General features: G+C 67.5%; 13 protein-coding genes. 10 read left to right on the top strand and 3 right to left on the bottom strand.

Translation table 11 applies throughout. The features are described 5' to 3' along the window. The first annotated feature begins 18 nt into the window (after nucleotides 1-18). The 7 genes from ACVWYS_RS08405 to ACVWYS_RS08435 all read left to right on the top strand — a co-directional run bounded on the left by ACVWYS_RS08405 (nucleotide 19) and on the right by ACVWYS_RS08435 (nucleotide 6128). Complete coding sequence (locus tag ACVWYS_RS08405; RefSeq protein ID WP_344367432.1) at nucleotides 19-180, top strand: hypothetical protein; 162 nt, start codon at nucleotides 19-21, stop codon at nucleotides 178-180. Beyond that, a complete protein-coding gene (locus ACVWYS_RS08410; RefSeq protein ID WP_344367431.1) occupies nucleotides 177-380 on the top strand; it encodes a hypothetical protein in 204 nt (67 codons plus the stop codon). Before ACVWYS_RS08405 ends, ACVWYS_RS08410 begins: the two co-directional genes overlap by 4 nt. Before the next feature lie 198 nt (nucleotides 381-578). Next, nucleotides 579-1667, top strand: a complete 1089-nt coding sequence (locus tag ACVWYS_RS08415) for a PhoH family protein (protein ID WP_116767679.1) — start codon at nucleotides 579-581, stop codon at nucleotides 1665-1667. Next, nucleotides 1664-2137: an rRNA maturation RNase YbeY gene (gene ybeY / locus ACVWYS_RS08420; protein WP_091251681.1), complete on the top strand. Its 474-nt coding sequence runs from the start codon at nucleotides 1664-1666 to the stop codon at nucleotides 2135-2137. Before ACVWYS_RS08415 ends, ybeY begins: the two co-directional genes overlap by 4 nt. Further along, entirely contained in the window at nucleotides 2134-3465 is a 1332-nt protein-coding gene (locus tag ACVWYS_RS08425; protein WP_116767681.1) for a hemolysin family protein, read from the top strand. Before ybeY ends, ACVWYS_RS08425 begins: the two co-directional genes overlap by 4 nt. Continuing rightward, the gene (gene era, locus ACVWYS_RS08430; RefSeq protein WP_116767683.1) at nucleotides 3449-4408 is read left to right on the top strand and encodes a GTPase Era; all 960 of its coding nucleotides are present in this window, start codon (nucleotides 3449-3451) and stop codon (nucleotides 4406-4408) included. The genes ACVWYS_RS08425 and era overlap by 17 nt, the downstream gene beginning before the upstream one ends. Nucleotides 4409-4565: 157 nt before the next feature. Continuing rightward, entirely contained in the window at nucleotides 4566-6128 is a 1563-nt protein-coding gene (locus ACVWYS_RS08435) for an LCP family protein (protein WP_116767685.1), read from the top strand. Between the two features lie 83 nt (nucleotides 6129-6211). Here the strand turns inward: ACVWYS_RS08435 and ACVWYS_RS08440 are convergent, their stop codons facing one another. Both ACVWYS_RS08440 and ACVWYS_RS08445 read right to left on the bottom strand, forming a co-directional pair. After that, nucleotides 6212-6979 (bottom strand): SDR family NAD(P)-dependent oxidoreductase, encoded by a 768-nt coding sequence (locus tag ACVWYS_RS08440; RefSeq protein WP_456508990.1) that lies wholly within the window; start codon nucleotides 6977-6979, stop codon nucleotides 6212-6214. Nucleotides 6980-7046: 67 nt separating this feature from the next. Then, nucleotides 7047-8999: a M13 family metallopeptidase gene (locus ACVWYS_RS08445; RefSeq protein WP_344367428.1), complete on the bottom strand. Its 1953-nt coding sequence runs from the start codon at nucleotides 8997-8999 to the stop codon at nucleotides 7047-7049. Nucleotides 9000-9252: 253 nt separating this feature from the next. Here ACVWYS_RS08445 and leuA point away from each other — a divergent pair, with 253 nt between their 5' ends. From leuA to ACVWYS_RS08460, 3 genes are all read left to right on the top strand, one after another. After that, a complete protein-coding gene (leuA, locus tag ACVWYS_RS08450) occupies nucleotides 9253-10992 on the top strand; it encodes a 2-isopropylmalate synthase (protein ID WP_344367427.1) in 1740 nt (579 codons plus the stop codon). A 127-nt stretch (nucleotides 10993-11119) separates the two neighbouring features. Then, nucleotides 11120-11872 carry a DNA repair protein RecO gene (gene recO, locus ACVWYS_RS08455; protein ID WP_344367426.1) on the top strand — a complete coding sequence of 251 codons (753 nt, stop codon included), beginning with the start codon at nucleotides 11120-11122 and terminating at the stop codon, nucleotides 11870-11872. A 20-nt stretch (nucleotides 11873-11892) separates the two neighbouring features. Next, nucleotides 11893-12744, top strand: coding sequence for an isoprenyl transferase (locus ACVWYS_RS08460; RefSeq protein ID WP_344367425.1), 852 nt, complete (start codon nucleotides 11893-11895; stop codon nucleotides 12742-12744). Nucleotides 12745-12747: 3 nt separating this feature from the next. Here ACVWYS_RS08460 and ACVWYS_RS08465 read toward each other — a convergent pair whose 3' ends face one another. Then, nucleotides 12748-13740: an alpha/beta hydrolase gene (locus tag ACVWYS_RS08465; protein WP_456508991.1), complete on the bottom strand. Its 993-nt coding sequence runs from the start codon at nucleotides 13738-13740 to the stop codon at nucleotides 12748-12750. Nucleotides 13741-13763: the final 23 nt, after the last annotated feature.

Here is a 13763-nt window from a genome sequence, read left to right on the forward strand (position 1 = left end):
GTCGGATCCAGTGTCGAAGTGGTCATCTCGGCTCACCACGCCTACGTGGGTCGCACCGATTCCAAGACGCCCGACTCAGCAGTCGTCCGGGTCGTCAGTGCAGGGTGCCACGGACGCCGGATGTACGGGCATCGCGACGGCATCCGTCTGCTGGGCATCATCCCCGGGGGCACGGCATGAGCGCCGTGTGGATCGCGCTGGCGTGCGGTCTCGGGCTGGCGGCCGGCGGCGTCTGGGCGGCCTGGTCCCTGATGACGGAGGCGCCCGCCCGGCCGGTCCAGGAGGACGCTCCGGAGCCGGATAGCGCCGACCCGTCCTTCCCGCGCACAGGGGCCCACTGGCTTGATGGTTACGTTATCTTCGGGAACACCTACAACTAACGGCGACGTCCTGGTGCGCCTCAGCGGCCCGGCACGCGGGCGGCGCCGGACCCTGACCGGCGTCGGGCGCGCCGCGCTGGCGTAAGATGGAAGGACCCGGTGACCCCGGCCGCGGGCGGTGCGAACCGCCGTCGGCAGGGATCACGGGGACCGACCATATTCATACTGGAGGGGACCAGAGGCCCGCGGGCCAACACCATGACTGAAGCAGCGAACGGCAAGGCCCGGTTCAGCGCCGGAGAGCGCACCGCAGGGGAATTCCCCCACTCCCTACCAGGGTTGCGGACGGAGGTGGTCTTGTTCGACGACTCAGAGCAGATGGTCCAGTCGCTGGGCAGCCATGACGAAGCCCTCCGGTTCATCGAAAACCAGTACCCTGCCGTTGACTTCCATGTCCGGGGGAACGAGCTCGCGATCAGCGGTCCGGCCGCCGACGTGCCGCGCATCATGCGCCTGCTCAACGAGGTGCGCGGGCTGGTGGCCCGGGGCACAGTCATCACCCCTGCCGTCCTGCAGCAGCTTGTGTCCATGCTCCGCAGCCAGTCACTGCAGAACCCCGTGGAAGTGCTGACCACCAACATCCTTTCCACCCGCGGCAAGACCATCAGGGCCAAGACGCTGAACCAGAAGAACTACGTGGACGCGATCGACGCCAACACGGTGATCTTCGGGATCGGGCCGGCCGGTACCGGCAAGACGTACCTGGCGATGGCCAAGGCGGTCCAGGCCCTGCAGCAGAAGGAAGTCAGCCGGATCATCCTGACCCGTCCTGCCGTCGAGGCGGGGGAGCGTCTGGGCTTCCTGCCGGGCACCCTGAGCGACAAGATCGACCCCTACTTGCGGCCGCTGTACGACGCCCTGCACGACATGATGGACCCCGAGTCCATTCCGCGGCTCATGGCCGCCGGCACCATCGAGGTGGCCCCGCTGGCGTACATGCGCGGCCGCACGCTCAACGACGCCTTCATCATCCTCGACGAGGCCCAGAACACCACGCCGGAGCAGATGAAGATGTTCCTGACCCGCCTGGGCTTCGGCTCCAAGATGGTAGTCACCGGCGACATCACCCAGGTGGACCTTCCCTTCGGCACCCGTTCAGGGCTGCGGATCGTCGAGGAAATCCTGCAGGGGATCGAGGACGTCAACTTCTCCGTGCTGGATGCCTCCGACGTCGTCCGGCACCGCCTGGTGGGGGACATCGTCAACGCCTACAGCATCTGGGACGAAGTCCAGAGGAACCGGGTCAAGCATTCCGTTGCCCGGGAGACGCGGGGAGAACACGCATGAGCATTGAGGTCAACAACGAATCCGGCGTGGCGGTCGACGAGTCCGAGCTCGTGGCCCTGTCGCGTTTCATCTTCGAACGCCTCTACATCCACCCGCAGGCGGAACTGTCCATCCTGCTGGTGGACGAACCGGCCATGGAAAAGCTGCACATCGAACTGATGGACGAGCCCGGCTCCACCGATGTCCTCTCGGTGCCGATGGACGAACTGACCCCGGGCACGCCGGACAAGCCGACCCCGCAGGGCATGCTCGGCGATATCGCCATCTGCCCCCAGGTGGCCGAGGTCCAGGCCCGGAACGCCGGCCACTCCACCCAGGACGAGATGCTGCTTCTCACCACGCACGGCATCCTGCACCTGTTGGGTTATGACCACGCCGAGCCGGAGGAAAAGGAAGAGATGTTCGGGCTGCAGCGCGAACTCCTGACCGCGTTCACCGGCAAAGAGGCCCCGTCAGAGACGATTCAGTGACCCCACTGATTCTTGCCGGCATGGCGCTGGTGTTCCTTAGCTTTGCCGCGGTGCTGACCGCTGCCGAGTCCGCCTTCAACTTCCTGCCCCGGCACGACGCCGAACAGGCGGTCCTGAACAGCCGGGGCACGTCGCTGAAGCGGATCCTGGCGCAGCCCGTGGGACACATGCGCGCCCTCCGGTTCTGGCGGATCTGGTTCGAGATGGCCTCCGCCGTCGCCGTGACCGTCCTCCTGCACAGCCTGCTGGACAACGTGTGGCTCGCCGGCCTGGCCGCCACCGGCATCATGGCAGTGATCGGTTTCGTGATCGTCGGCGTCTCTCCCCGGCAGCTTGGCCGGGTGCACTCCGCCGCCCTGGTCCGCTTCAGCGCGCCGCTCGTTCGATTCCTTTATGCCGTGCTCGGCCCGATTCCGGGCTGGCTGGTCAGCCTGGGCAGCGCAGTCGCCCCCGGCGCGCCGGCGGACAACGAGGCCTTCTTCAGCGAAGAGGAATTCCGCGAACTCGTGGACCGCGCCACCGAGTCCGACGTGATCGAGGACAACGAGGCCGAGCTGATCCAGTCGGTCTTCGACTTCGGGGACACCCTGGTCCGTTCCGTCATGGTGCCGCGGACCGACATCCTCACCATCGACTCCGGATCCAGCCTGCACCGCGCAATGTCGCTCTTCCTGCGCTCCGGGTACTCGCGGATCCCGATCATCGGCGAAAACACCGACCAGATCCTGGGCATTGTGTACCTCAAGGACGTCGCCGCTGCGCTGCACAACCTGGGCCCGGCCGAGGAGCCGCCGGTGGTCGACGAACTCGCCCGGGAGGTCCGCTATGTGCCGGATTCGAAGCCGGTCAGCGACCTGTTGCGGGAACTCCAGAAGGAATCGACGCACGTGGCGATCGTCATCGACGAATACGGCGGAACAGCAGGGCTGGTCACGCTCGAGGACCTCATCGAGGAGATCGTCGGTGAGATCGTGGACGAATACGACACCGAAAGCGCCGAGGCCGTGGCACTCGGTGACGGGAGCTACCGGGTTAGCGCCCGCATGAGCATCGATGACCTCGGCGAGCTCTTCGACCTGGAGCTCGACGACGACGAAGTGGACACCGTGGGCGGCCTGCTCGCCAAGGCCCTCGGGCGGGTGCCGATCGTCGGCAGCACCGTCCAGGTCCACGGGCTGTCCCTCCGCGCCGACCGGCTCGAGGGCCGGCGGAACCGCGTCAGCCACATCATTGCGGCCACCGTAGCAAAAGAAGAAACTGACCTTGAAGACCTTCTCGACGAGGCCGCACCAATTCAACAGGGAGTCTCACGTGAGCAAGCAGAATAAGTCCGACGGCGAAGCAGCCCACGGCGGCTACCGCGCCGGTTTCTCGGTGCTGGTAGGGCGCCCCAACGCGGGCAAGTCCACCCTCACCAACGCCCTTGTCGGCCAGAAAGTGGCGATCACCTCGGCCAAGCCGCAGACGACGCGCCACACCATCCGGGGCATCGTTCACCGGGACGACGCCCAGCTGATCCTCGTGGACACCCCGGGCCTGCACCGCCCGCGCACCCTGCTGGGAAAGCGGCTGAACGAACTCGTCGCGGACACCCTCGCCGAGGTCGACGCGATCGGCTTCTGCCTTCCTGCCAACGAAAAGATCGGCCCGGGCGACAAGTTCATCGCCGCCCAGCTGGCCGCCGTCGGCAACAAGCCCATCATCGCAATCGTGACGAAGGCCGATACCGTGGACCGCCAGGCCCTCACTGAGCAGCTGCTCGCCGTCGCCGCCCTGGGCCGCGAGGTCCGCGGCGAGGACGGCTGGAACGACATCGTCCCGGTCTCCGCCACCGACGGCTTCCAGGTCGACACCGTGGCCGACGTCCTGATCAGCCACATGCCGGCCTCGCCGCCGCTGTACCCGGACGGGCACCTGACGGACGAGCCCGAAGCTGTCATGATCGCCGAACTCATCCGGGAAGCTGCCCTTGAGGGCGTTCGCGATGAACTGCCGCACTCCCTGGCCGTCGTGGTCGATGAGATCGTGCCGCGGGAAGGGCGTCCCGAAGACCGGCCGTTCCTCGACGTCCGCGTCAACCTGTACGTGGAACGCCCGTCCCAGAAAGCCATCATCATCGGCAAAGGCGGCGCCCGGCTCCGCGAGGTCGGCACCAACGCGCGCAAGGCGATTGAGGCGCTGCTCGGTGCCCGAATCTATCTCGACCTGCACGTCAAGGTGGCAAAGGACTGGCAGCGCGATCCGAAGCAGCTCGTCAAACTCGGCTTCTGAGCCGTACCTTTAGTAAGGCCTCTAACGGGGCCGGTAGTTGGGCTGTGACCGGGCCGCGGGTTCGCCCCGCCGCTCCCAAGAGCGGGCCCATCGGCATTTTCTCAGTTTCGGACACTAAAATGGGCAAACTCCCCGTTCGTGAAGGAAGGCTCAACAAGTGGCTCGACCCCGTGATAACCGCGCCGACGGATCCGCCCCGCCGGTTCGGTCATCCGCTGCTGCCCGCCACACCGGCGAAACCGCCGTCGGGCCGGCCCGCCACCTCGGCGCCGTCCGGCGGACTCCCACCTGGCTGAAAGTCACCACGGGCGTCCTCGCGGTCCTCCTGGTCGGCGTGATCGCGTTTGGCGCCTACTGGGTGATCCGGCTCCAGGGCAACATCACCAAGGCCCCGCTGAGCGCCGGCAGCGTCAAGTCCGAGAACTCCGTGAACGACTCGACGGACCGGATGCAGATCCTGATCCTCGGCTCGGACACGCGCGACGGGAAGAATGCCCAGTACGGCTCCAGCGCTGATTCCACCGGCTACGGGCACTCGGACGTCATGATGCTCATGGACATCTCCGCGGACAACAAGCGCGTCAACGTCGTCAGTTTCCCGCGCGACCTCCTGGTCGATATCCCCCAGTGCACGGATCCGAAGACCAACAAGGTCTACCCGGCCCAGAAGGGCGTCATGATCAACTCGGCAATGTCCGAGGCCGGGATCGGCTGCGCCGTGGACACCGTCAACAAGCTCACCGGACTCCAGATCGACCACTTCATGATGGCGGACTTCAACGCCGTCAAGGAACTCTCCAACGCCGTCGGCGGTGTGGAGGTGTGCGTCAGTGACGCCGTCTACGACCCCGACTCCAAGCTCCGGCTGCCCAAGGGCACGTCCACCGTGCAGGGGGAGCAGGCGCTGTCCTTCGTCCGCACGCGGCACGCCTTCGGTGACGGCGGTGACCTTGGCCGCATCAAGGCCCAGCAGGGCTTCCTGTCATCCCTCACCCGGAAGATCAAGAGCGACGGCACCCTCACCAACCCGGCACGGATGCTCGGCATCGCGGACGCGATCACCAAGAACCTCACCATCGACGACGGCCTGGCGTCGGTGCCGACGCTGCTGACCGTGGGCAACCGGCTCAAGAACATCGACGTCGGCAAGGTGGCCTTCGTGGCCACGCCCACCGTTCCGGCCGAATCGGACCCCAACCGGCTGCAGCTGGCCGAACCCGCGGCGTCGCAGCTTTTTGCCGCCATGCGCAACGACGTTGACCTGACGGATCCGACCGCGACGCCGAGCGCCGCCCCGGCTGCCAGTGCCACGCCGGCCCCGAGCGCCCCGGCACCGGCCTACGACAAGACGCTGCAGCCGGTCACCGTTGCCAACGGTTCAGGGGTGCCCACGCGGGCCCAGGAGATCATCCAGGCCATCAAGGGCGCGGGCTTCACCAAGGTGGGCCAGCTGACGGCCCGGCCCGTCGCGACCACTGCCGTCTACTACGGTGCGGACTACGCTGACGTGGCCGCCGATGTCGCGGCCCTCCTCGGCGTGGCGCCGGGCCAGGTGCTCCCGGCGGCCGGTGTCGTCGGAGTCCAGGTGTACCTGGGCGCCGATTTCGCCAACGGAACACCGACGGCCGCCGCGACGCCGCAACTCCCCGCGGACATCGTCAACCAGACGGCCGGCGACACCGTCTGCCAGCAGGCGAACCCGGCCCTGATCACCCGCTGATCCTCAGGGGCCGTCCGGTTTCGCTGCGCTGGAAAAGCGTTTCTTGGGACCAGCGTGACTTAGAACAGCGCGACCAGCGTGACTTAGAACAGCGCGACGCCGGTCAGTTCGGCGAGCCTGTCGGTGAGCTTGTCCTGGAAGCCGGGATCCGTGACCTCCGGTGCGGCTGTCCGCTGCCGGCGGTGGTGCCAGTACTTGCCGGAGACCAGGGCGCCGGGGTCGTTGCTGACGGCGAGCCAGCTTTGGGTGTCCTGGCCCAAGGCAAGGTCGTCCGGCGCGCCGGGGCCGCCCATCCTGGTGGGCACCCAGCCGGGGTCCACGGAGTTGCTGAGCACTGCGGGCCAGTGCCGCGCGACAGAAGCCGAGAGCGCGGAAACGCAGAGCTTGCTCTCCGAGTAAGCGGTGCTGGCACTCCAGCGCCGCTCGGTCCAGTCGATGTCCCGGAGATTGCCGTTCGCCCCGAGGTGCATGCCGCTGCTGATGTAGACCAGGCGGCCGGGCCGCTCGATCAGCGCGGTGAGCACGTAGGGCGCGAGCACATTGACCGCCAACGTGAGGGAGTGCCCCTCCGGGGTCGCGACGCGCGTGGGTGAAACGTAGACGCCGGCATTGTGGATGACGGCGTCCATCCGCCCGTGCCCGTTGACCTGCCCGGCGAGGTCCCGGATTTCGGCGGCGCTGCTGAGGTCCCCGATCACGATGCCGGCCGCCTGTGGAGCGAGCTGAGCGAGGGAAGCCGCGCGCTCCCTGGAGCGGGCGTGGAGCAGGACCTCATGGCCTTCGTCTAACAGCGTCCGGGCGCTGGCGAGTCCGAGCCCGTCGGTCGAACCGGTGATGAAAACGCGGGCCATGGGTGGTCCCTTCCGTCGTCTGGTGCTGGTGCCGGTGCTGGTGCCGGTGCAGGGCCGGCGACCGGCATCACCAGATGCTGACGCGCTCCTGCGGCGGCATCCACATGCCGTCCTGCTCGGTGACGCCGAACGCTTCGTGGAAGGCGTCTAGGTTCTTGGCGATCGCATTGGTGCGGAATTCGTTGGGGGAGTGCGGGTCTGTCGCCAGCCGGCGGACGGCTTCCTCCGTCCGGATGACCTGCCGCCACCCCGCGGCCCAGGACGCGAAGAACCGCTGGAACCCCGTCATCCCGTCGAGCACCGGCGGCTCCTGCCCGTCGAGGCTGATCAGGTAGGCCTTGTAGGCGATGGTGAGGCCCCCGAGGTCGCCGATGTTTTCGCCCAGGGTGAGCTTGCCGTTGACGTTATGGCCGGGCGCGGCCGTGGGGGAGAGGGCGTCGAATTGCGCCACCAGCTTGGAGGTCAGGGCCTCGAAGGCGGTGCGGTCGTCCTGGGTCCACCAGTTCCGGAGCAGGCCGCTGCCGTCATACTGCGAGCCCTGGTCATCGAAGCCGTGGCCGATTTCGTGCCCGATCACCGCGCCGATGCCGCCGTAGTTGACGGCGTCGTCGGCGTCGGCGGTGAAGAAGGGAGGCTGCAGTATGGCGGCGGGAAACACGATCTCGTTGAGCAGCGGGTGGTAGTAGGCGTTGACCGTCTGCGGGGTCATGAGCCACTTCTCCCGGTCCACGGGTTTGCCGACCTCGTCAAGGTGACGGTCGACGTCGGCGCTGTGCGCGCGCTCCACGTTCCCCAGCAGATCCGCGGGATCGACCTCGACGGCGGAGTAGTCGATCCACTTGTCCGGGTAGCCGATCTTGGCGCGGAAGGAGTCCAGCTTCTTGAGCGCCTCGAGCTTGGTTTCCTCGCCCATCCACTCCAGCCCCGTGATGGACTCCCGGTACGCCTCGATCAGGTTGGCCACGAGGCCCTGCATACGTGCCTTATTGCCTTCCGGGAAGTGCCGGGCAACGTAGATCTGGCCTACGGCCTCGCCGAGGGCCGCCTCGACTACCGCGACGCCGCGCTTCCAGCGGTCCTTGATCCGCGGCGTCCCGCTCAAGGTCGTGCCGTAGAAGGCGAAGTTCGCGTCCACGAACGCGGAGGACAGGTATGGGGCAGCGGCGCTGACGACGCGCATGGCGAGCCATTCCTGCCACGTGGCCAGCGGTTCGCTGTCCAGCAAGGAGGCGGCGCCGGAGAAGAAGTCGGGAGTGCTCATCACCAGTTCGGTGCGCTTTTCCGGGGCGATGCCGGCCGCGTCGAACCAGTCGGCCAGGAGCGGGAAGAGTTCCGCTGCCTCAGCGGCGGACTTCAGGTTGTACGTCTTCTGCGGATTCCGCAGCGTCACGTTGTCCCAGTGGTGCGAGGCCAGTGCGGTTTCCAGCGCGACGACCCGCCCGCCCGCGCCATCGGGATCGGCAACGCCGGCCAGGGCAAGCATGGCCTCGACGTGCTCCTGGTAGGCCTGGACCATGGCCGCGAACTTCTCTTCGCGGTAGTACGACTCGTCCGGAAGGCCGAGGCCGCCCTGGCCGGTGTAGAGCAGGATCCGGTCCGGGTTGCCGGCGTCCGGCGCGGGGTAGATGTAGAAGAGGCCGCCCACGTCGGCGCGGAACAGCCGTCCGGCCAGCGCCACGAGTTCGGGAACCGACGTCGTGGCGAACACCTCCGCCAGCCGGGCCCGGAGCGGATCCAGGCCCTTCGCCTCGGCCGCGGCCTCGTCCATGAAGCTGTTGTAGAGGTCCCCGATTTTCCGCTCGATGCCGGTGGCCTCTGCGCCGCGGGCGGCCGCCTGCTCGATGATCTCCTTCACGGCAAGCTCCGACGCGTCCCTCAGGGCCGTAAACGTGCCCTCCAGTGGCCGGTCGTCCGGAATGACCGTGCTCGTGAGCCAGCCGCCGTTCACGTACTGGTACAGGTCATCCTGCGGACGGACGCCGGCATCGATGGTGGACAGGTCGATCCCCGAAAGTGGCACGGATGCTCCTTTGAGAGGCAGGCCGGCACCGGAGCTTGTGTCGGTGCACGGTCTGCATAGTGGACGTTGCGGTGGTCTGGCTCCTTCATCTTACGCACCCGTGTTACTGTGAAAAGGTGCGCGCAGAACTGCTTCTCCTTAGCTGCCGCGGCGAGGCCTCAGACGCGATCTAGCGCAAGGCCAACCCTCGCTGCGGAGTTTGTGTTGCCCGGCCACCCTTTCACCAGGAATCACAGAAAAGGCCCCGATAGTAATGCGAAACGCACAGAAGCCCTCAGGAATGCCGGTCCACCGTTACATCCCGTTCCAGGACCAGATCACCGTTGAACTGCCGGACCGCACCTGGCCGGACAAGCTCATCACGAAGGCCCCGCGCTGGTGCGCCGTGGACCTGCGCGACGGCAACCAGGCCCTCATCGATCCCATGAGCCCGGCCCGCAAGCTGAAGATGTTCGACCTGCTGGTCCGGATGGGCTACAAGGAGATCGAGGTCGGCTTCCCCTCGGCGTCGCAGACGGACTTCGACTTCGTCCGGCAGCTGATCGAAGGCAACCACATCCCCGACGACGTCACGATCCAGGTGCTGACCCAGGCCCGTGAACACCTGATCGAGCGGACATACGAGTCCCTGGTCGGCGCGAAGCAGGCCATCGTCCACCTCTACAACTCCACGTCCGTCCTGCAGCGCCGCGTCGTGTTCAACCAGGACGAAGACGGCATCCTGGACATCGCCCTGCAGGGCGCCCGGCTGTGCAAGAAGTACGAGGAAACCCTCGTCGACACCCACATCACCTACGAATACTCGCCCGAATCCTTCACCGGAACCGAGCTGGACTACGCCGTGCGCGTCTGCAACGCGATCGCCGACGTCTTCGAGGCATCGGCGGACCGCCAGGTCATCATCAACCTGCCCGCCACGGTCGAGATGGCCACCCCGAATGTGTACGCCGACTCCATCGAATGGATGAGCCGGAACCTGCACCCGCGCGAAGGCATCATCCTGTCCCTGCACCCGCACAACGACCGCGGCACCGGCGTCGCCGCTGCCGAGCTCGGCTACCTGGCCGGCGCAGACCGGATCGAAGGCTGCCTCTTCGGCAACGGCGAGCGGACCGGCAACGTGGACCTGGTGACCCTGGGGCTGAACATGTTCGTCCAGGGCATCGATCCCATGATCGACTTCTCCAACATCGACGAAATCCGCCGCACGGTGGAGTACTGCAACCAGCTGCCGGTCGCCGAGCGCGTGCCGTACGGCGGGGACCTCGTCTTCACCGCGTTCTCCGGCTCGCACCAGGACGCCATCAAGAAGGGCCTGGAAGCCCTCGAAAAGGACGCCGCCGCCGCCGGCAAGGACGTCGCCGACTACACCTGGCAGGTTCCGTACCTGCCGGTCGACCCGAAGGACCTCGGCCGCAGCTACGAGGCCGTCATCCGCGTCAACTCGCAGTCCGGCAAGGGTGGCGTCGCCTACCTGCTGAAAAACGAGCACAACCTGGACCTGCCTCGCCGCGCCCAGATCGAGTTCTCCGGCGTCATCCAGAAGCAGACCGACACCGTGGGCGGCGAGGTCAGCGGTGCCCAGCTCTGGCAGGTCTTCCAGGACGAATACCTGCCGTCCACGGCCGCCGACACCCAGTGGGGACGCTACGCGCTCGGGGCGATTGGCACCGAAACGGACGAGGCCGGGGCGATGACCCTGACCGCGTCGCTGAAGATCGACGGCGCCCAGGTCCGCCGCACCGGCACCGGCAACGGCCCCATCGCGGCCCTGCTGAGCATCCTGCGCGAGGACGGCGTCGACGTCCGCGTGCTGGACTACAGCGAGCACGCCCTGTCCGAGGGCGGCAGCGCCCTGGCCGCCGCGTATGTCGAATGCGCCGTGGGCGAGCGGGTTCTGTGGGGTGTCGGGATCGACGCGAACACCATTACGGCCTCGCTCAAGGCAGTCATCTCGGCCGTGAACCGGGCCATCCGGGACGCCCGCGCCTGATTCGGCCCTTGACGCAACTGAGGCACAGCGCACTGCGCCGCCGGAACCTTCCGGCGGCGCAGTCTTCTTTGCTCCAACAGGGCGTTGCCCGTGCCGTGTTTCCGCACAGAGAGTGCGAAGATTAACTGTGGTCCAACAATCCTTTGCAGCGCGCGCCTACCGTGATGACGCCGTCGTGCTGCGCACCCACAAGCTGGGCGAGGCGGACCGGATCATCACGTTGCTGACAAAGCACCACGGCCAGGTCCGTGCGGTGGCCAAGGGTGTCCGCCGCACCAGCAGCCGTTTCGGCGCCCGGCTGGAGCCGTTCATGGTGGCCGATCTCCAACTGATTTCCGGCCGCACCCTGGACGTCGTGACGCAGGCCGTGGCCAAGGGCGCCTACGGCGGCAACATCGCCGCCGACTACGGCCGCTACACGGTGGCCGCGGCCATGACCGAGACGGCGGAGAGGCTCACCGACGTCGACGGCGAGGCCGGCACCGCCCAATACAACCTGCTGGTCGGAGCGCTGGCGTCGCTGAGCAGGGGCGACCACGCCCCCGAGCTCATCCTCGACTCGTACCTGCTGCGCGCCCTCGCGACCGGCGGCTGGGCGCCCAGCTTCACCGACTGCGCCAGGTGCGGTGCACCCGGCCCGCACACCGCCTTTTCCGCACCGCTGGGCGGCATGGTCTGCCCCGAGTGCCGGCCGCCGGGTTCCCCGGCGCCGGCCGCGGAGACGGTGCTCCTGCTGGGTGCCCTGCTCACCGGGAACTGGACGACGGCGGATGCCTCGGCGTCCCTTCACCGGCGGGAAGCGGCCGGCCTGGTGGCAAGTTACCTCCAGTGGCACCTGGAGAGAGTCCTGAAATCCCTCAAACATGTGGAGCGAACGTAGAAGTGGCCTTGGGAAGAAGCTTGGGAAGGAACCTGGAGAAGAGCCAGGCAAAGCAGGGTGCGGTCCGGCGCCGGACAGCCCCGGTGGTGGCCCCCTACCCGCACCCGTCCGGGGCAGTTCCGCCCGCCATCCCCGCGGAGTTCATTCCGCGGCACGTCGCGATCGTCATGGACGGCAACGGCCGCTGGGCCAACCAGCGCGGCCTGCCAAGGATCGAGGGCCACAAGGCGGGGGAGCCTGCCCTCCTGGACGTCATGGCCGGCGCGATCGAACTGGGGATCGAGCACGTCAGCGTGTACGCCTTCTCCACCGAGAACTGGCGCCGGTCCCCGGAGGAGGTGCGCTTCCTCATGGGATTCAACAAGGACGTGCTGCGCCGGCAGCGGAACCAGCTCGATGAGTGGGGGGTCCGCATCCGCTGGTCCGGGCGGCGCCCGAAACTGTGGGGCTCGGTGATCCGGGAACTCGAAGAGGCCGAGGACTACACCCGCGGCAACAGCACCTGCACCCTGAACATGTGTGTCAACTACGGCGGACGCGCCGAGATCGCCGATGCCGTCGCCGCGATCGCGGAGGAAGTGGCGCAGGGCCGGCTCAAGCCGGGGGCCATCACCGAACGGACCATCCAGAAGTTCCTGGACGAGCCCGACCTGCCGGATGTTGACCTGTTCCTGCGCAGCTCCGGCGAGCAACGGCTCTCCAACTTCATGCTGTGGCAGTCCGCCTACGCCGAATTCGTGTTCCTGGACACCCTGTGGCCGGACGTGGACCGGCGGACGCTCTGGGACGCCGTCGAGATCTATGCCCAGCGCGACCGGCGGTACGGCGGAGCCGTCGACGCCGCTCCCGCCACAGGCAGCCAAGGCGCCTGAGCCTCAATCAAACACGTAGGCCCTCATCCAGCGGGACAGCCGGGAATAAGCGTCCGCGCGGACCCGCGGCGCCGAGAGGAAGACGTCGTGCAGCGCGCCGTCGATCCGTTCCAGCGTGACGGTGCGGCCCAGGCTCAGGGCGCGCAGGGCGATTGTGTTGACGTCCAGGACCGCGTCGGTGCGGCGCATGGACTCCTTCCAGAACATCCCGTTGGCGCTGGCCGCTGAGATGAGCACGAGGATGGGTACGTCGATGGTCAGGCCGCGGGCCACCTTGGACTGTCCGGAGAGCACGGCGCTGAGCCAGCCGGCACGGACCGGAAAGGCATGGGGCGGACGGTAGGCGTCGTCCAATGCCCATTCGCCCTCCGCCGCGCTGCTGATGCTGCGCCAGTAGAAGGCCCGCTCCGGCAGCCGGATCACCGACTCGGGCCAGAACCGGGCGAAGGGCTCCACCATGGTCCGCGCGGCGCGGCGCAACGCCGGGCTGCCATGGACTTCCAGCCACGGACTGTCCAGGACCAGCTGCGACGCCACTCCCGGATGCCGGTCCGCCCACAGCGCCGCGATCAGCCCGCCGGTGGAATGGCCCATGAGCGCCAGCTGCGGCGCCGCGCCGGCCGGCCGGAGCGAGGCGATGATGCCGATCGCCGCCGTGATCTCGGCATCGTAGTTGTCCAGGTCCGCGACGTAGCCGCCGTGGGTTCCTGGCCGGAGGCTGCGGCCGTGGTTGTGCATGTCCAGGGCGAAGAACTCAAAGCCCTTGCCGGTCCAGAACTCCGCAAGTTCCTCGTTGAAGAAGTAGTCACTCCACCCGTGCAGGAACAGGACCGCCCGCGGCGGCAGCGCGGCTCCTGTCCCGGCTGCGGCGGCGCCTTCCGGGCCGGCGGGCGTGTGACGGACCAGGGTGGCGGTGCGCAGTACGCCGTCGGGGCCGGCCGCCTCGAAGGCACACGCCTGGAAATCGTCCCCCAGGATGTCGGTCTGCCACTGCATCGACATTCCTCCCATGCTTCTGA

It is taken from the genome of Arthrobacter sp. TE12231, assembly GCF_054062895.1.